This is a genomic window from Allokutzneria multivorans, from assembly GCF_039537405.1.
Classification (GTDB): Bacteria; Actinomycetota; Actinomycetes; order Mycobacteriales; family Pseudonocardiaceae; genus Allokutzneria; species Allokutzneria multivorans.
This window is the reverse complement of sequence record NZ_BAABAL010000021.1, coordinates 51,054-69,147: the sequence shown is the minus strand read 5'-3', so window position 1 is coordinate 69,147 and position 18,094 is coordinate 51,054. Positions and strand designations below refer to the sequence as shown.

General features: G+C 70.7%; 16 protein-coding genes and 1 pseudogene. 4 read left to right on the top strand and 13 right to left on the bottom strand.

From position 1 onward, the window contains the following. The first annotated feature begins 19 nt into the window (after positions 1-19). Positions 20-1,024 carry a TerC family protein gene (locus tag ABD798_RS33415; RefSeq protein ID WP_344884217.1) on the top strand — a complete coding sequence of 335 codons (1,005 nt, stop codon included), beginning with the start codon at positions 20-22 and terminating at the stop codon, positions 1,022-1,024. A 3-nt stretch (positions 1,025-1,027) separates the two neighbouring features. Here the strand turns inward: ABD798_RS33415 and ABD798_RS33410 are convergent, their stop codons facing one another. After that, complete coding sequence (locus ABD798_RS33410; RefSeq protein ID WP_344884214.1) at positions 1,028-2,008, bottom strand: aldo/keto reductase; 981 nt, start codon at positions 2,006-2,008, stop codon at positions 1,028-1,030. Positions 2,009-2,025: 17 nt separating this feature from the next. Further along, positions 2,026-2,556, bottom strand: a complete 531-nt coding sequence (locus ABD798_RS33405) for a CGNR zinc finger domain-containing protein (RefSeq protein ID WP_344884211.1) — start codon at positions 2,554-2,556, stop codon at positions 2,026-2,028. Between the two features lie 38 nt (positions 2,557-2,594). Between ABD798_RS33405 and ABD798_RS33400 the strand changes: the two are divergent. Beyond that, positions 2,595-3,428: pseudogene (locus ABD798_RS33400) on the top strand (EamA family transporter); the annotation flags it as partial. 12 nt (positions 3,429-3,440) lie between these two features. Here ABD798_RS33400 and ABD798_RS33395 read toward each other — a convergent pair. From ABD798_RS33395 to ABD798_RS33360, 8 genes are all read right to left on the bottom strand, one after another. Then, on the bottom strand, positions 3,441-4,379 hold the full coding sequence (locus ABD798_RS33395; protein ID WP_344884208.1) for an alpha/beta fold hydrolase: 939 nt from the start codon (positions 4,377-4,379) through the stop codon (positions 3,441-3,443). Further along, the gene (locus ABD798_RS33390) at positions 4,376-6,355 is read right to left on the bottom strand and encodes a sensor histidine kinase (RefSeq protein ID WP_344884205.1); all 1,980 of its coding nucleotides are present in this window, start codon (positions 6,353-6,355) and stop codon (positions 4,376-4,378) included. Before ABD798_RS33390 ends, ABD798_RS33395 begins: the two co-directional genes overlap by 4 nt. Continuing rightward, the gene (locus ABD798_RS33385; RefSeq protein ID WP_344884202.1) at positions 6,352-8,343 is read right to left on the bottom strand and encodes a sensor histidine kinase; all 1,992 of its coding nucleotides are present in this window, start codon (positions 8,341-8,343) and stop codon (positions 6,352-6,354) included. Before ABD798_RS33385 ends, ABD798_RS33390 begins: the two co-directional genes overlap by 4 nt. A 26-nt stretch (positions 8,344-8,369) precedes the next feature. Further along, positions 8,370-9,146, bottom strand: a complete 777-nt coding sequence (locus tag ABD798_RS33380; RefSeq protein ID WP_344884199.1) for a hypothetical protein — start codon at positions 9,144-9,146, stop codon at positions 8,370-8,372. 16 nt (positions 9,147-9,162) lie between these two features. Then, a complete protein-coding gene (locus ABD798_RS33375) occupies positions 9,163-10,644 on the bottom strand; it encodes an SPFH domain-containing protein (RefSeq protein WP_344884197.1) in 1,482 nt (493 codons plus the stop codon). Positions 10,645-10,666: 22 nt separating this feature from the next. Further along, a complete protein-coding gene (locus ABD798_RS33370) occupies positions 10,667-10,879 on the bottom strand; it encodes a hypothetical protein (RefSeq protein WP_344884194.1) in 213 nt (70 codons plus the stop codon). Between the two features lie 131 nt (positions 10,880-11,010). Further along, positions 11,011-11,214 carry a cold-shock protein gene (locus tag ABD798_RS33365; RefSeq protein ID WP_344884191.1) on the bottom strand — a complete coding sequence of 68 codons (204 nt, stop codon included), beginning with the start codon at positions 11,212-11,214 and terminating at the stop codon, positions 11,011-11,013. Between the two features lie 180 nt (positions 11,215-11,394). Next, positions 11,395-12,291 (bottom strand): DMT family transporter, encoded by an 897-nt coding sequence (locus ABD798_RS33360; RefSeq protein WP_344884188.1) that lies wholly within the window; start codon positions 12,289-12,291, stop codon positions 11,395-11,397. On the opposite strand from ABD798_RS33360, the gene ABD798_RS33355 reads away from it, so the two are divergent. Further along, the gene (locus ABD798_RS33355; protein ID WP_344884185.1) at positions 12,290-13,690 is read left to right on the top strand and encodes an aminotransferase-like domain-containing protein; all 1,401 of its coding nucleotides are present in this window, start codon (positions 12,290-12,292) and stop codon (positions 13,688-13,690) included. The genes ABD798_RS33360 and ABD798_RS33355 overlap by 2 nt on opposite strands. Before the next feature lie 137 nt (positions 13,691-13,827). Here ABD798_RS33355 and ABD798_RS33350 read toward each other — a convergent pair whose 3' ends face one another. The 3 genes from ABD798_RS33350 to ABD798_RS33340 all read right to left on the bottom strand — a co-directional run bounded on the left by ABD798_RS33350 (position 13,828) and on the right by ABD798_RS33340 (position 15,697). Beyond that, positions 13,828-14,517 carry a lysophospholipid acyltransferase family protein gene (locus ABD798_RS33350; RefSeq protein ID WP_344884182.1) on the bottom strand — a complete coding sequence of 230 codons (690 nt, stop codon included), beginning with the start codon at positions 14,515-14,517 and terminating at the stop codon, positions 13,828-13,830. A 5-nt stretch (positions 14,518-14,522) separates the two neighbouring features. Then, the gene (locus tag ABD798_RS33345; RefSeq protein WP_344884179.1) at positions 14,523-14,981 is read right to left on the bottom strand and encodes a hypothetical protein; all 459 of its coding nucleotides are present in this window, start codon (positions 14,979-14,981) and stop codon (positions 14,523-14,525) included. Positions 14,982-15,106: 125 nt separating this feature from the next. After that, positions 15,107-15,697, bottom strand: coding sequence for a TetR/AcrR family transcriptional regulator (locus ABD798_RS33340; RefSeq protein WP_344884176.1), 591 nt, complete (start codon positions 15,695-15,697; stop codon positions 15,107-15,109). Positions 15,698-15,879: 182 nt separating this feature from the next. Between ABD798_RS33340 and ABD798_RS33335 the strand changes: the two genes are divergently transcribed. Then, positions 15,880-18,075 (top strand): putative bifunctional diguanylate cyclase/phosphodiesterase, encoded by a 2,196-nt coding sequence (locus ABD798_RS33335; protein WP_344884173.1) that lies wholly within the window; start codon positions 15,880-15,882, stop codon positions 18,073-18,075. The last annotated feature ends 19 nt before the right edge of the window (positions 18,076-18,094 follow it).

Here is an 18,094-nt window from a genome sequence, read left to right as displayed (position 1 = left end):
ACAAAAGGCCGGAGGCGGCATGCTCGACATCAGCGTTCTCACGTGGGTACTGACGATCGGTCTGATCGTCGCCCTGCTCGCCATCGACCTGATCGTCGCGGCGGTCCGGCCGCACAAGGTCGGCTTCGGCGAGGCCACGGCGTGGTCGGTGTTCTACATCCTGGTCGCGGTGGGCTTCGGGGTGTGGTTCGCGCTGAGCCACGGCGGGGACTTCGGCACGGAGTACTTCGCGGGCTACATCGTCGAGAAGAGCCTCTCGGTCGACAACCTCTTCGTCTTCGTGATCATCATGACGACGTTCGCGGTACCGGAAGAGCACCAGCACAAGGTCCTGACGTTCGGCATCGTGCTCGCGCTGATCATGCGGGCGATCTTCATCGCGCTGGGCGCCACCCTGCTGTCGCTGTTCTCCTTCATGTTCCTGATCTTCGGCCTGCTCCTCGTCTTCACCGCCGTGCAGCTGTTCCGGCACCGCAACGAGGACCCGGACGTCGAGAACAACGTCATGGTCAAGACCGCTCGCAGGCTCTTCCCGAGCACGGACGGCTACGTGGGCGGCAAGCTCGTCGTCCGCGAGAACGGGCGGCGGCTGGTCACTCCCCTGTTCGTGGTGCTGCTGGCGATCGGCAGCGTGGACCTGCTCTTCGCGCTGGACTCCATCCCGGCCGTCTTCGGCGTCACCGAGCAGCCCTACATCGTCTTCACCGCCAACGCCTTCGCGCTGCTGGGCCTGCGCGCGCTCTACTTCCTGGTGAAGGGGCTGCTCGACCGGCTGGTCTACCTCTCCACCGGGCTCGCGCTCATCCTGGCCTTCATCGGCGTCAAGCTGATGCTGCACTGGGCGCACGTGGACATCGACCCGCGCGTGCCGGAGATCTCCACCCCGGTCAGCCTCAGCGTGATCATCGGCGTCCTGGTGATCGTGACCGTGGCGAGCCTGCTCAAGACGCGCAACGACCCCTCGGCGAAGGCCCACCCGGGCTCGCTGCGCGGATCGCGGGACAACGAACCCCGGCGGGACTGAGCCCTACCAGCGGTCGGCGACCTGCGGAGCGATCAACTCGTCGTAGACGCCCTGCACGGCCTCCAGCTGCTCAGCGGTGAGCGGCGGGAGGTCGGCAGCGGCGGCGTTCGCCCGAGCCTGAGAAGCGTTGCGGGCACCGGGGATCACGACGCTGACACCGGGCTGGTCGATGATCCAGCGCAAGGCGAACGCGGCCATACCGGCACCGGGCGGGACGAGCGGGGCCAAGCGGCGCACGGCTTCGAGACCCGTCTCGAACTCGACCCCGGAGAAGGTCTCGCCGACGTCGAACGCCTCACCGTTGCGGTTGTAGCTGCGGTGGTCGTTGTCGGCGAAAGTGGTGCTGGCGTCGTAGCGGCCGGAAAGCAGACCGCTGGCCAGCGGCACGCGAGCGATGATGCCGACACCTGCGGCGCGCGCGGCAGGCAGAACCTCAAGGAGCGGGCCGAGCCGCAGCGCGTTCAAGATGATCTGCACGCTGGCCACACCGGGCCGGGCGATCGCGGTCAGCGCCTCGGCACGAGTCTCCACGCTCACGCCGTAGGCGGCGACGCGGCCCTCCTGCACGAGGGTGTCGAGCCCGTCGAAGACCTCGTCACTGGAGTACACCGGCGTCGGCGGGCAGTGCAGCTGCACGAGATCCAGGGTGTCGACGCCGAGGTTCTCCCTGGAGCGGTCGGTCCACGCGCGGAAGTTGTGCAACGCGTAGATCGCGGGGTCCTGCGGCGCGATCCTGCGACCCATCTTGGTCGCCACGGTGATGCCATCGCGCCCCTTCAGGAAACGACCGACGAGCCGTTCGCTGCGGCCGTCACCGTAGACATCGGCGGTGTCGATGAACGTGACGCCCGAGTCGGCAGCGGCGGAGAGCACGCCGAGCGCCTGGTCCTCATCGACCTCGCCCCAGTCGGCGCCGAGCTGCCACGCGCCGAGCCCGACAACGCCAACCCGCCGACCAGTCCTGCCGAGCTCTCGTTTCTGCACGTCATCGACGCTAACACTCACCCCTTGCGTGCGCGGTAGGCCGCGACGGCGAGACGGTTGCCACACGTGGTGCTGCAGTAGCGGCGCGAGCGGTTGCGGGAGAGGTCCAGCACGAGCCCCTCGCAGCTGTCGCTCGCGCACAGCGACAACCGGCCCATCTCGTCCGCGCGGATCAGATCGACCATCGCCATGGCGGTCTCGACGGCGATCCGCTCGGCGAACGGCCGGTCGTCCTCCACCGCGTGCAGGTGGTAGTCGAGCGCGTCGTGCCGGACCAGCCGGGGCAGCGCGCGGTGCTCGGCGAGCATCCGGTTGACGATCTCCACGGCGGTGTCGCGGTCGCTGGTCAGCAGGGTCCGCAGCGGGGCGCGCAGCGCTCTCACCTGGGCCAGTTCCTCGGCGTCGCGGGAACGGGAGCCGGTGTAGCCGTGCTCGGCGAAGAAGGCGTCGAGCTGGTCGAGGCCGGTCAGCGTGTCCGGCTCCTCGGCCGAGTTCACCAGCGCGACCGCCGACGCCAGCGCCCCTGCGGTGTCATCAGTGAAAAGCACGTTGACACATTACCTCACCGGCCATACCGTCATGTGTCATGAAGCCGATGACTCATGACACGCGAGCTGGATGGGGCGCCGCGCTGCTGGCGGCGGCCTCCTTCGGACTGTCCGGGCCACTGGCCAAGGGGTTGATGGACGCGGGGTGGTCGTCGGCGGCCGCGGTGGCGGCGCGCGTACTGCTGGCCGCGGTGGTGCTGGCGCCGATCGCGGCGGCACAGCTGCGCGGACAGTGGAAACTGTTGCGCCGCAACGCTTCCTTCATCGCCGTGTACGCATTGCTGGCGATCGCGGGATGCCAGCTCGCGTACTTCAACGCGGTGGCGCACATGGAGGTCGGCGTCGCCCTGCTGATCGAGTTCACCGCTCCGGTCGCCGTGGTCGGCTGGCTGTGGCTGAGCCGGGGCCAGCGCCCCACCGGGCTGACCGTGCTGGGCGCGGGGCTCGGCGTGCTGGGCCTGCTGTTCGTGCTGGAAGTGACGTCAGGAGCCCGGGTCAGCCTGGTCGGCGTGCTGTGGGCGCTCGCCGCGATGGTCGGCGCCGCGGCCTACTTCGTGCTCTCCGCCCGCGAGGACAACGCGTTGCCCGGCACCGTTCTCGCCGCAGGCGGTCTGCTGATCGGGGGCATCGCGCTGGTGCTGGCGGGGCTGGCCGGGATCGTGCCGTTCACGGCGTCGACCGCGCCCGTGGCCTTCAACGGGTTCACCGTCGCCTGGTGGCTGCCCGTGCTCGCGCTCGGCGTGGTGACCGCGGCGCTCGCCTACGTCGCCGGAATCGCGGCGACGCGAAGGCTCGGCTCGCGCCTGGCGTCCTTCGTCGCCCTCAACGAGGTCCTGATGGCGCTCGTCTTCGCCTGGTTGCTGCTCGGCGAGGCCCCGCGCGCCTCACAGCTCCTGGGCGGCGCGCTGGTCCTGGCCGGAGTCATCGCCGTACGACTCGGCGAACCCGCTGTTGCCGTTGACAGTCCTGTTGCCGTTGACGAAGCGCAGGACGCGGGCGTTCAGCTCGACCGGCAGCTCAGCTGACAAGCCGTGGCTCGCGGTGGGCCACAACTCAGCCTCGACGTTGGGGACCAACGCGTTCGCACGGGCGTACGCGGCGCGCGGGTCGTGCATGACGCTGCGCCCGGCGACGATCGCCAGCACCGGAATGCGAACGCCGCGCAGCTGCTCGTCGGTGAAGCGCGACGGCAGCGGGGTGCCGAGGCGGAAGGTCCGCATCCCCCTGATGATCACGTCGGCGACCGGGTCGCTCTCCGGCATCGCCGCACCGCCGGAAACCCAGCTCAGGAACGCGCGCCAACCGCGCAGCTCGGCGACAGCCACGCTGAACACCAACCGCGCCGAGAAGCGGGCGAACGTGCTCACCGCGTCGACCAGGACCACCGAAGCGAGCCGCGAGGGCGCGCGCACGGCCTGGTTGCACGCGAGCCAGCCGCCGAAGGACACGCCGACGAGGTGCACTTCGCGCAGGTCCAACGACTCCAGCACTGCCGACAGCCACTCCGCCTGGTCGGCGGCGCTGGTGATCGGCGCGGTCTGCGTGCTCATCCCGGGCTCGCCGAGCGGTTCCACCGCGTAGACCGATCGGTGCTCTGAGAGGGCAGAGATGGTGGGGCGCCACATGATCGTCGTCCCCGCTCGCCCCGGAAGCAGCACGATCGGCGCACCCGAGCCAGAGCCGAACCGGTACACGCGAACGGAGCCGTAGGCCGTGGGAACGTCGTACACGGCCGCCGGCTCCGGCAGCAGGCTCATCCCGGCGAGGTAGCTGGCCTCGTACTCGACAGCGGCCTTGGCGGAGCGAAAGCCCCCGATCCTCACGGCGCCACCTCCAGCGCCCGCACGGGAAAGCTGGCCCGGACCGCGGTGCCCGACGACGACGTGTCGACGCTCCACGCTCCTCCGGTCGCGGCGACCCGCTCACGCATCGACACCATGCCAACGCCAACGCCCGCAGGGTCGACGATTCCCCTGCCGTCATCACGGACTTCGACGACGACGCACTCCGGCTCGACGGTCACGGTGAGACTGATCGAGGTCGCGGAGGCGTGGCGTGCCGCGTTGGTCAGCGACTCGGCGGCGACGTGGAAGACGGCGTCCTCGCTCAGCGGCGGCAGCTCCGAAGGGATGTGCGCGACGACCGGGGTCGCGGTGGTGGACAGTCGTCGGCACAGCTCGACCAGCGCGCCACGGAGGCCGTACTGATCCAGCAGCAACGGCCGCTGATTCCTCGTCACACGGCGGAAATCATCGAGAATCTGTCGCATGTGGACGGACGTGCTCTCCAGCAGCGCAGCCTCTTCGGAGCGCGGCGCCAGCATCGTGCGCACGGCGCTCAGTTGCAGGGTCACCCCCGCGAGCGCCGGGCCGAGGCCGTCGTGCAGATCCCGCCGGAGCCGCAACCGCTCCTCCTCGACACTGCGCTCCAGGCGCTCCCCGATCAGCATCGTGTTGATCACGGTCGCGGTCTGTTCCGCGAGGGGCTCCAGTGCTGCGATGTCCAGCTCGTCCAACGACGTCTGCCCGGAACGCGGCCACACGAGCAGCCGCCCGGTCTCCCCGAGCGCGAACGCCGTCGGCTCCCCGGCCGAAGCTCCGATGCTCGCCAACCGCGTGCCGTTGACCTCGATCGCGGCGGCGGGCAGGCGCAGCACGGTGACCACGGTCTGGCACACCGCCAACGGGATCTCGCCCGCCGCCAAACCCTCGTTGAGCTTGCTGGGCAAGGCTCGCAGCACCCGGTACGGCTCCGCGCGGTCGCCGTAGAAGGCGCGGTCGACGCGACGACGGACGGCTCCGACGGCATCGCGCAGGCCGAAGCCCGCCAAGCCCGTCGCCAGCGCGACGACCAGCGCTCCCCAAGACGCCGCGCCAGGAAGCACGCGCGACAGCACAGCCGTGATCAGCGTGTACGACAGCACCAGACCGCCGGTCACGGTCACCGCGATCACCGTGACCCGGGCCGCGCGGTCGATCTGGTGCAGGTGCGTCCGCGTCATCGCGAAGCCCAGCGCGGGCAGGCCGACCAGGGCGATCACCAGGCGCAGCACGTCCAGCACCGCGTCCGGCACCGTCACGACGGCCCGCGCGAAGGACTGGTCGGTGAACCACATCTCCAGGAAGAACGAGGCGTAGCCGACCGAGAAGATCGTCAGCACCACCGTGATCTGCCTGCGCCGCAACCCCTTCGGCCGCTTTCGGAGGTCCAGGTAGGTGGCGGCCAGGCACACCGCCCAGAGCGCCTGGAAGGCCATGATCGCCGTCCTCAGCACGAGAACGCCCAGCCCGGAGTGACCGGGGACGAGCGCCTGCCCGCCGGGCACGGGCACCATCAGCAGCAGGCCGACGACCTGGGCCGCCGCGATGAGGCCGAGCGCCGGGTACACCCACCGCCACCGCCGCCCCGGCAGCACCCCGTCCGGCGTGAACAACGTCAGCAGCGGGAACAGCACCACGCCCGCGACGTTCACGACGAGCCAGCCCAGGAACGCGGCGGTGCGCAGTCCCTCCGGCAGTTCGTGGCGCAGCACGGCCCCCAGGAACGGGTACAGCGCGTCACTGACACCGAGCACGACGAACAGCCACCCCAACGGCAGCCGTGGCATGTGCGCGACGAGGAACATCCCGATGACCGCGAACCCCAGGCCCTCAACGGATTTCTCACCGGTCATCAGCCAGTACCACAGCGGCCGGGGCGGTCCGGGCGGCGCTGTGGCGTAGAGCACCCACGCGGCCACGCACAGCACCAGGCACACGAAGCTGATCGCGGCCGCCACCACCACGCGAGCCGATTTCACTGTCCCTCCAAAGGGAACTCAGCGCGAACGGTCGTGCCCGAAGGCCCGCTGCCGATCTCACAGCGCCCGCCGACCGCCGCGGCGCGCTCGCGCATCGAAGCGAGGCCGATCCCCGGCGCGCCGGACTCCGCGATACCCGCCCCGTCGTCGCGGACCTGCACGGTGATCGACTCGCCGGTCACCGTGACCCGCAACGTGATCGAGCGCGCTCCCGCGTGCCGCACGGCGTTCGCCAACGCCTCCGCGGCCACGTGGAACACGACCTCCTCATGAACGCCGGGCAACTCCTCCGGCAGCTCCGCGACCACAGTTGTGTCCAGTGTAGACAGACGACGGCACAGCTCGACCATGGCGCCGCGCAAACCGTGTTCCTCCAACAGCAGCGGGCGCTGGTTCCTCGTCACACGGCGGAAATCATCCACGATCTGTCTCATGTGGACCATCACGGAGGACAGCAGCGACGACGCTTCCGAACGCGGCGGCAGCATCGTCCGCACCGCGCCGAGCTGAAGCGCCACCCCGGCCAACGAGGGCCCCAGGCCGTCGTGCAGATCCCGCCGCAGCCGCAGGCGCTCCTGCTCGACGCTGCGCTCCAACCGCTCCCCCGCCACCAACGTCGTGATCGCCGACGCGGTCTGCTCGGCGACCGGCTCCAGAACGGCGATGTCCAGCTCGTCCAGCTCCTGCTGTCCCGAACGCGGCCACACGAGCAACCGGCCGGTGGTCCCCAGCGCGAACGCCGTCGGTTCTCCCTCCGAGGTACCGACGCACGCCAGCCACCTGCCCTCCACCTCGATCGCCGCCGCCGGAAGGCGCAGCACGCTGACCACCGTCTGGCACACCGCGAACGGGATCTCGTTGGGCGGCAAGCCTTCGCTGACCCGGCGCGGCAGCGCGCGCAACACCCGGTACGGCTCGGCGCGCTCCCCGTAGAACGCCCGGTCGACCCGTCGTCGCACGAAGCGCACCGCATCGCGCAACCCGAAACCCGCCAAGCCCGTCGCCAGCGCGACGACCAGCGCTCCCCACGACGCCGCGCCGGGGAGCACGCTCGACAGCAGCGCGGTCACCACGACGTAGGCGAGCGCCAACCCGCCGATCACCGTCACCGCGATGATCGTGGCCCGCGCCGCCCGGTCCAGCTGGTAGATCCGTGTGCGGGTGAGCACGAACCCCAGTGCGGGCAGGCCGACGAGGGCGATCAGCGCGCGGGAGACCAGGAACAGCCAGTCGGGCAGGGTCGGCCCGAACCACACGAAGGAGCCCCGCGCGAACCAGATCTCCACCGAGTACGCCGCGAAGATCAACAGGTAGATCGCCAGCCCGGCGCGGTTCTGCCGGCGGACCAGGCCGCCCGCCCGCTTTCCCCTGGCGTACAAGGAGTACAGGCACATCGCCCAGAGCAGCTGGTGCACGGCGACGGCGATCCGGACGAGGTCGATGCCGGGCCAGCCCTGGCCGGGCTCGTGCACGGCGGCCGGGATGAGGCTGCCGGTCAGCGGGATCGAGTTCAGCAGCGCGTAGAGGTCGAACACCGCGATCGCCGGGAGCGCGACGAGCATCGCCCGCCATCGCGGCCCCGGCAGCTGCCCGTCCGGGGAGAACAGGGCCAGCGCGGGGAAGACCACGATGTTGAGGAAGTTCGTGCCCAGCCACGGCAGGAAGACCGCCACCCGCGCCCAGGCGGGCAGCTCGTAGAGCATCGTCGCGCTGAACAGCGGGTACAGCGAGGTGGTGCACCCGGCGACGAGGAACAGCCAGGCGAGGCGGTTGTTCGGCACGCGCGCGACGACGAGGGCGCCCATCGTCGCGAACGCCAGCCCTTCGACGGACTGCTCGACCATCAGCACCCAGAACCACGCCGACCGGGCACCCGCGCCCGGCGCCCAGGCGTTGAGCACCCAGGCCGCGACGGTCGCGACGGCGCAGCCGAAGGTGATCGCCGTGGCGAGGGCCGTCGCGCGGCCGGAGAACCGCTCCCCCTGCATGCTCCGACCTTAGAACCGGCGGCAAATCAGCTGGACGGCTCGTCGTGCCTGCCGGAGAGCAGCTCCTGGAACCAGATCTTCACCTTGATCACCGGCACCCGCAGCCGCCGTTCCCGCCAGCGCGAGCGGACCAGCTTGCGCCTGCCCGCCGGGGTGTCCACGCGGTAGCGCCACCGCGCCCACGGCGAGGAGGGCCTCGCCAGCCGCAGCGCGCCGACCACCAGCAGCACCGGGACGAAGAGCCCGAGCAACCCGGACCACACCTTGCCCTTGAACAGGGTCACCACCGCCAGCGCCAGGTCCGCGAGGATCACCAGCACGGTCAGTGCGATGGCTCCGGGCTCGTTCGGAGCGAGCAGCGCGGCGGCCTCGTCCAGCCCGAGCGGCCGCAGTCCCAGCAGCAGCATCCCGGTCAGCGCGAACGCGACGAACAACGCGTCGACGGAGATCCGGCCCTCTTCGGTCCAGTACACATCGCGCAGGTGCAGGATCAGCGCGAACTCGTCCAGCACCAGCGCGGAGCCGATGCCGAAGACGACCGCCGCCGTCGCCCGCCACCCCTCGTGGTCATCGGGGATGGCGAGCGCGGCGACGCCGCCGATCATCATGAACACCACGCCGAAGACCACGTGGTGGATGTGCAGTCCGCCCGGCGTGAAGTTGCCGGGCCACCAACGGACCCTGGCCCTGATCAGCCGGACGGACATGCGGATGAAGGCGAAGCCGAACACCATGCCGCCGAGGAAGCACAGCAGGGGCAGCCTGCCGGTCTCCACGAACGTGCGCTGGAACCACTCCGCCATCTCGGCTGGTACCCGGTCAGTCCTTGGCCGGCAGGTCGACCGGGATCGGGGTGACGCCGTTGGTCTTCGGCGACGCCGGCTGCTGGTCGTTCTGCGGGGACTGCATGGCCTGCATCAGGGTGCGCGCCAGGCCGAGCCCGGTGCCGCCCATCGACAGCGCCTTGGTGAACAGCTCGGACATGCCCTCGGCCCCGTTGAGCACCACCATGTTGTCCACGTTGGCGAAGGCACCGGCGCCCGCCGAGACGATCTCCGGCCAGCGCTCGGCGAGCTGCTGGGCGACGACCGCCTCCTGGTTCTCCGCGAGCGCGGTCGCGCGCGCCTTGATCGCGTCGGCTTCCGCGAGGCCCTTCGCCTTGGCCGCCTCGGCCTCGGCGAGGCCACGGGCCCGCGCACTGGCCGCGTCGGCCTCACCGGTCAGCCTGGTCGCGGTCGCGGCGGCCTCACCGCGCGCCTTGGTGGCCTCTGCTTCGGCGATGGCCGCCGTCTTCACCCGCGTCGCGTCGGCCGCGGCGCGCAGCTCGGTCTCCTTGGCGTCCGCCTCGGCCCTGGCGACGCGCGCGTCGCGGTCGGCCTCGGCGGAGATCCTGGTGTCGTAGGCCTTGGCGTCGGCGGGCTTGCGGACCTGGGACTGCAACCGCTGCTCGGCGAGGTCGGCCTCCAGCTGCGCGGCCCTGGTCTCCTGCTTGACGACCTCCTGCCGCGCGGTGGCGTCGGCCAGCGGACCGGACTGCTTGGTCTTGGCGTTGGCCTGGTCGATCTCGGCCTGGTAGGAGGCCTGCTTGATCTTGCTGTCGCGCAGCGCGGCCGCCTTGTTGGCCTGGGCGATCTGCTCGGCCTCGGTGGCCTCCTGGTCGCGCTGGGCCTCGGCGATGCGCGCGGAGGCGGCGACGGCCGCGGCGTGCGGCTTGCCCAGGTTGAGGATGTAGCCGGACTCGTCCTCGATCTCCTGGATCTGCAGGGAGTCCACGACCAGGCCGAGCTTGCTCATCTCGATCGCCGAGGACTGGCGCACCTCACCGGTGAGCGCGTCCCGGTTGTGGATCATCTCCTCGATGGTCAGCCCGCCGACGATGGAGCGCAGGTGACCGGAGAACAGCTCGTGGATGGTGTCGTTCATGTTGCCCTGCTGGGCGAGGAAGCGGCGCGCGGCGTTGGCGATGGACACGAAGTCGTCGCCGACCTTGTAGATCACCACGGCGCGCACGGTGACCGGCAGCCCCTGCTTGGTGACGCAGGAGACCTCCAGGTTCGCCGAGCGGGTGTCCAGCGAGAGCCTGCGCGCGGTCTGGAAACCGGGCACGACCATCACGCCCTTACCGGTGATGATCTTGAAGCCCATGCTGTCCGCGGCCTCGGAGACCTTGCTGCGCGCACCGAGGCCGGAGATGATCAGCGCCTCGTCCGGCTCGGCGACCTTCCACACCATCCGCAGCAGGATCAGCAGCACCAGCACGCCGAGCGCGATGCCACCGATGGTCCACAACGTCGAGTTCAACGTTCCCCCCTTTGTTCTCGCCCTACCCGTGGCCGATCGACAACCACGGCTGCACGTGCACGCTGCGCGGCGGGTCGTAGCCCACCACGAGGACCTCGGCCCCCGGCTCGATGAACTGACCGGGTTCGGCGGGATAGGCGTAGAAGGCCTCGATCCCACCCCGGATCTCGATCATCACCTCACCGACCAGCCCCGGGCCGACGCGCCCGGTCACCCTGCCGGTCCTGCCGATCACGGGAGTCCTTTCGCGAGCACGAGCGGTGCGGGGATCGTATCGGGCGGGGCCGACGGCCCGGAGGGGAACACGAAAGGGCCCGCGCCACCGAAGTGGCGCGGGCCCCCGCGTCAGTACAGACCGTCCGAGGCTCAGATGACCCGGATGTTGTTGGCCTGCGGACCCTTCTGGCCCTGGCCGATCTCGAACTCGACCTTCTGGCCCTCGTCGAGGGACTTGTAGCCGTTGCCGTCGATCGCCGAGTAGTGGGCGAAGACGTCAGCGCCGCCGCCGTCCGGGGTCAGGAAGCCGAAGCCCTTTTCCGCGTTGAACCACTTGACAACACCAGTAGCCATTTTCACTCCATGTAGAACAAACCGTCAGGACCCGCTTCGCGAGCCCTGAGTCGCGGCATGCTCACCCTAGAACCCCGGACATATCACACCCCGGCAAAACAAAACGCCCGCGGATGAAACTCTCGCAGGCGCCCTAAATCCATGGGTAACACAACTGCAACTAGGGCAACCCTAGCACGGTCAGCGGGCGCGCTGGGTGAGGGCGACGCATATCAAAACGATCACGGCCGCTCCGACGGCGGCGATGCCCGGGTTCTCGCCGAGGAATAGGGCCGACCAGAGCAACGTCAGAACCGGTTGGACCAGTTGCAGCTGCCCGATCCTCGCGACACCGCCCCTGGCCAAACCCGCGTACCAGGCGAAGAAACCCAGGAACATCGAGATGGCGCTGACGTATCCGAAGCCGAAGAGCGAGGACGCGTTCACGTTCGCGAAATCTCCGAGCGCCACCGACACGGCCGTCACCGGGAGGGTCACCGGCAGCGACACGACCAGCGCCCAGCAGATCGTCCGCGCCCCGCCCAGCTCCCTGGAGAGCGCGCCGCCCTCGGCGTAGCCCAGCGCGCAGGCCAGGATCGCCGCCAGCAGCAACAGGTCCGCTGCCTCGAAGCCACCTCCGGCCCCGCCTGCCACCACGAAGAAGGCCAGCACCGCGAGCAGGCCGCCGCCGCTGGCGAGCCAGAACACGCGCGAGGGTCGTTCTCCCGCGCGCAGCACCGCGAACACGGCGGTGGCGGCGGGCAGCAGCGCCACCGCGACGGCCCCGTGGGAGGCGGTCTGCGTGACGAGAGCGAGCGAGGTGAACAACGGGAAGCCGACCACCACGCCGAAAGCGACCACGGCCAGGCGCCAGAGCTGGCTCCGGTCCGGCAGCGGCGCGCGGGTGACGCGGAGGTAGACGACGGCGAGCGCGGCCGCCACCACCGCGCGCCCGAACGCCACGAACCAGGGGTCCATTCCCGCCACCGCCAGGCGCGTCGCGGGCAACGAGAAGCTGAAGGCCAGCACGCCCAGCGAACCGAGCACCAGGCCGGGCGTTATCCGCCTGCGCTCGATAACGTTACTCTGCTCTCTCATGAATGAGGATAACGCGTTGGCTGGCGTTATCGGCGAGCTTCGCGCCGAGATCACAGCGGGGCGCCCCGGCGACCGGCTGCCCTCGGTGCGCGAGCTGATGGGGCGGCACCACGTCTCGCCGGTCACGGTGCAGCGGGCGATCCGCGTGCTCGTCGCGGAGGGGCTGGTCGAGTCCGTGCCCGGCAAGGGCAGTTTCGTCGCGCGCCCGCCCGCTCCCCCTGCCGCGCCGGACCTGTCCTGGCAGGCCGTGGCGCTCGGCGACCAGCCGCGCGGCGAGGAGGCGCTGCCGGAGCTGCTCGCCGTGCCGCGTGCGGAGGCCATCCCGTTGTCCAGCGGCTACCTCGACGCGGCACTGCAACCCGTCGGCCCGCTCGGCGCCGCGCTCGCCCGCGCCGCACGCAATCCCACGTCCTGGGAGCGCGGGCCGGTCGAGGGCCGCGACGCGCTCAGGACGTGGTTCGCCGCAGAGGCCGGTGGCGCGCTGCGCGCGGGCGACATGGTCGTGTGCCCCGGCGGGCAACCCGCGCTGACCACGGCCTTCCGCGCGCTGGCGAAGCCGGGCGATCCGGTCCTCGTCGAGGCTCCGACCTACCTCGGCGCGATCGCCGCCGCCCGCCACGCCGGGCTCCGCGTCGTGCCCGTCCCCTCCGACGCGCACGGCGTGCGACCCGACCTGCTCCGCTCGGCGTTCGATCGGACCGGGGCACGGTTGTTCTACAGCCAGCCGCTCTACGCGAACCCGCACGGCGCTGTGCTCTCCGCCGAACGACGGCCTCAGGTGCTCGACGCAGTGCGCGAGGCAGGAGCTTTCCTGCTTGAGGACGACTGGGCGCGTGATCTGACGATCGACCCCAACCCGCCGCGTCCCTTGGCCGCCGACGACACCGACGGTCACGTCGTCTACCTGCGGTCGCTGACGAAGTCCGCCGCGCCCGGCCTGCGCGTGGCCGCCGTCGGTGCTCGCGGGGTCGCCGGGGCTCGGCTGCGCACCGCTCGCGTGCTCGACGACTTCTTCGTGGCAGGACCGTTGCAGGCCGCGGCGTTGGACTTCGTGACCTCGCCCGCGTGGCAACGACACCGCCGCAAGCTCCAGAGCGCCCTGAAGGAGCGCCGCGACGCCCTCCTGGACTCGCTCCGCCGACGGTTGCCCACCGTGGAACCCGCGATGGTCCCGCAAGGCGGCCTGCACGTGTGGGCCCGACTGCCCGACGGCGTCGACGACACCGCCCTCACCGCGGCCGCCGCCGCGCGCTCAGTGATCGTCTTCCCCGGCCGCCCCTGGTACGCCGCCGAATCCCCCGCCGCGCACCTCCGCCTCACCTACGGCGCCGCGGCCCCCGAGGTCCTCGACGAAGGCGTCCGCCGCCTGGCCGAAGCCCTCACCACCGTCACCCCATGACCGCCACTAAGGCCCTGAACGACCCTTTTGGTGCGCTCAACGCACTAAACGGGTCGTTCAGGGCTCCCAACGCACTGAACGGGTCGTTTAGTGCGTTCAACGCACTGAACGACCCGTTCAGGGCTTACACGCGGAGGTTAGGCGGCTTTGCGCTGGTGGTAGGTGTCGACGTACTCCTGGCCGGAGAGCTCCAGGATGGCGTACATGATCTCGTCGGTGACGGTGCGGTGGATGACCGTGGAGTGCGCCATGCCCTCGTAGCGGGAGAAGTCCAGTGGCTCGCCGAAGCGCACGGTGACCCGGTACGGGCGCGGCAGCTTCTTGCCGATGGGCTGGATGCGCTCGGTGCCGATCAGCGCGACGGGGACCACGGGGGCTCCGCTGGCCAGCGCGATCCGGCCGACGCCGGTCTTGCCGCGGTAGAGGCGGCCGTCCTCGGAGCGCGTGCCCTCCGGGTAGATGCCGAAGGCGCCGCCCTCGGTGAGCACGTTGATCGCGACGTCCAGCGCGTCCTTGGCGGCCCTGCCGCGCCCGCGCTCGACCGGGATCTGGCCGATCATCGTGAAGAACCAGCGGGAGATCGCGCCCTTGACGCCCTTGCCGTGGAAGTACTCCGCCTTGGCGAGGAAGGCCACCTTCCTCGGCACGATCAGCGGGATCACCAGACTGTCCACAAAGGACAGATGGTTGCTCGCGAGGATGACGGCGCCGTGCTGCGGCACGTTGTCCAGTCCCTCGATGCGCGGGCGGAAGATCAGCCGAGCCAGCGGGCTCAGGACCCGTCTCATCAGCTGGTAGAGCACGTGTGCCTCCTGGGGTGAGGCCACCAACTCTATTCCTGTCCTGTGACAGCCCTGTTTCCCCGGACCCGCTCCGCCAGTCCCCTGCGCAGCGAGCCGACCACGCGGCGGGGGCCCGTCAGGGTGATCTCGCGGTCATCGAGGCGCACGCTCAGGTAGCGGCAACGGGTCCGGCTGCGGCGGGCCGGGGAGTAGCCGAGGGTGTGCTCGGCGATGCGCTCCGGCTCCCCGTACCCGAGGCCCCTGAGCTGGTCGTTCACCGTGTCCACGAGGGCTTCTCCACCACCGCCCGCGACCGGGACGCGCCGCGTCACGCTGATCACCAACGGGGTCACCAGCAGACCGAACACCACGCCGAAGCCGAGCCCGAACGGTAACCCGATCAGGGGTGCGCATTCCCACACCGCGATGCTGAACACGGCGGCGGAGGCACCGGCCGTGCCTGCGATGAAGGCGAAGGTGTCGCGGAACCCGCGGTGGTGGTGGGGCATGAACGCTCCAGGCGGTCTCGTCGGAGCCTGATGCCTGAATCGTCGGCGATTCCGCCGTCCGTGTTAATGGCCGTGACCCATTGGTGTCCCAACGGTGAGCTGCGGTCAGCCGTCACCCGAACGCACTAACGCTGCGCGACGATCCCCTGACAGAGAATCGTCAGGTACTGGGCCGCGATCTCCTCGGCGCCGAGCGTGCCCTCCGGGTCGTACCACCGGACCGCCACCCACACCGTGTCCCTGATGAAGCGGTAGACCAGCGGCACGCGCAGGTCCGCGCGGAACACCCCGTCCCGCTGCCCGCGCTCCAGCACGCCCAGCCAGCAGCGCTCCAGCTCCGCCGCGACCTCCGCCAGGTAGCCGAAGCGCTCGAACTGCGCCAGGTGCGCCGCCTCGTTCTGGAAGATCGCGATCGCGTCGCCGTCGGTGTCCATCGACTCGAAGGACACCGTGACCAGCGCGGTCAGCGCGGCGCGCGGATCGGACCGCTCGGCGAGCACCTGCTCGTAGGAGGCGCGCAGCCGGTCGAGGAACCCGCGCAGGATCTCATCGACCATCGACTCCTTCGAGTCGAAGTGGTGGTAGAGGCTGCCGGAGAGGATGCCCGCGGCGTCGGCGATCTCGCGCACCGTCGTCGCGACGAATCCGCGCTCCGCGAACAATCTCCCCGCGATCCCGAGCAGCTCGGCCCTGCGGTCCTTCCTGGCGGCACCCACGCGCCAATCCTGGCCTACCGGCGCGTTCGCACATCACCCAGCCGCATCTTCGCCATGCCCTACGCGGACCCCACCGGAGATCGCTAGACTTTTGCCACCATGGCAAAGCCGTGGGGTGTGTTCGTGGCACCGCTCGTCGCCCGTCCGCCGCGGGCACCGACGCCGGAGACCGCCAGAGCAGCATGAGTGCACCGAGCCCGGCGGAGTCCGGGCCGACCGCCGCGACCGAGGTGACCCGCGAGAGCGCGGTGTCCGCCCCGGCGCTGAGCCCTGCCCGCACCTGGGTGCTCGCCAGGACCTGGGCGGCCGCGGTCACCTCGGGCACCTACACCCCACTGACCAGGGGCGAGGTCGAACGGCTGACCCACGAGCTGCTGACCATGCTGGTCTCCGCGATGGAGGCGGGCGCGGACACCGGCGGGCTGCTCGACGAGGTCGCCGAGCGGATGGTGCGCGCGAACTTCACCGGTCCCGACAGCCTCAGCCGCAGCGTCGAGGTGCTCGGCGAGGGCCTGCTCGATGTCTTCGGTGACGGAGCCGACCGGCTGACGACGCGCGTGCTCGCGCTGATCGGCGGCCTCGCGACGAGCTACACGAAGGCGATGCGCGAGCGCACGTTGCACCAGCAGCAACAGATCACCGACGCGCTGCTGCGGGCGAAGCAGGAGGCCGAGCGCCACCTGCGCGCGTCGGAGGCCCGCTTCCGCGAGGTGTTCACCTCCTCCGGCGTCGGCATCGCGCTGACCGACTTCGACGGCAGGATCGTGCAGGCCAACCCTGCGCTGACGGAGATCCTCGGCTACTCCGAGGAGGAGCTCGGCGGGCTGAACCTGTACGAGCTGTTCCAGGAGGAGGGCTCGGACACGCTGCGCAGCGCCTACCGCGAGCTGTCCGACGGCACGCGGGAGAGGTTCCGGGTGCGGCGGATGCTGGCGACGAGGGACGGCGACGCGGTGCTGGCCTACCTCGCGGTGTCGGCGCTGCACGAGATGCCCGGCCACATCGTGACCATGGTGGAGGACGCCACCGAGGTCCACATGCTCACCCAGCGCCTGCGCCAGCAGTCCCTCAACGACGCGCTGACCGGGCTGGCCAACCGGCAGCTGTTCAGCTCCCGGTTGCAGGCCGCGCTGACGCGGATGGACTCCCGGCTCGGCGTCACCGTGCTCCAGCTGGACCTCGACGGCTTCGGCGTGATCAACGCGGGCATGGGTCCGCGCGTCGGCGACCAGCTGCTCCAGGTCACCGGCAAGCGGCTGGAGCACGTCTTCGCCGACGAGCGCAACGCCGTCGTCGCGCGCTTCGGCGGCGACGAGTTCGCCGTGCTGCTGGAGAACACCGAGGACACGCCCTACCCCGGCAAGCTCGCCGTGCTGGTCAACACCGCGCTCGCCGAGCCGACCTACGTCGACGGGGTCGGCGTCGCGGTCTCGGCCAGCATCGGCGTGGTGCGGGCCAACAGCCAGAACCTGCGCCCCGAGGAGGTGCTGCGCGCCGCCGACATCACCCTGCGCAGGGCCAAGGCGAGCGGCAAGGGCCAGTGGGAGCTCTTCGACGCGCAGCACGACAGCGAGGCCAGGCTGCGCACCCGGCTGGCCGCCTCCATCCCCGGCGCCGAGGAGAACGGCGAGTTCGAGGTCGTCTACCAGCCCGTGGTGCGGTTGGCCGACGGGCAGGTCGCCTTCGTCGAGGCCCGGTTGCGGTGGAACCACCCCGACCACGGCGCGCTGCCGCACGAGCGCTGCGTCGAGCTGGCCGAGGAGACCGGCATGATCCTGCCGCTCGGCCGGTCCGCGCTGCGCGAGGCGTGCATGATCGCCGCGTCCTGGCCCGAGGGCCCCGACGGCGCAGCGCCCGGGCTGTGGCTGAACCTGACGCCGCTGCAGGCTCGCGATCCCGACCTCGCCGCAACCGTGCGGATGGCGCTCGCCGACTCCGGGATGAGCGCGGCGCGGCTGCGGCTGGGCATCCCGATGGCCTCGCTGCGCCAGCACCGCGACGAGGCGGAGGAGAACGCCGAGGTGCTCGGCGACATGGGCGTGCGCACGGCGCTGCACGAGTTCGAGGGCGGCCTCGCCAACCTCGGCGTCTGCGGGCCGCTGCGGGCCGACCTGGTCAGGATCGCGCCGTGGGTGGTGCACCGTCTGTCCACAGAGGACAGTGAGGCCGACGCGCTCAGGGTGAGCGTCCACTTCCTCATCCCGTCGCTGGAGCGCTCGGGCGCCCAGGTGGTCGTCGGCGACGTCGGTTCGGCGGAGCAGCTGGAGTGGTGGCAGCGCGCCGGAGCGGCCTTCGCGCAGGGCCCGCACTTCGGCGAACCGGTGTCTTCTCAGGAGATAGCCAAAATTCTGTCCTCCCCCCAGGGGAAGGGGATTTGACCGGTCCGGGCGTGGTGAG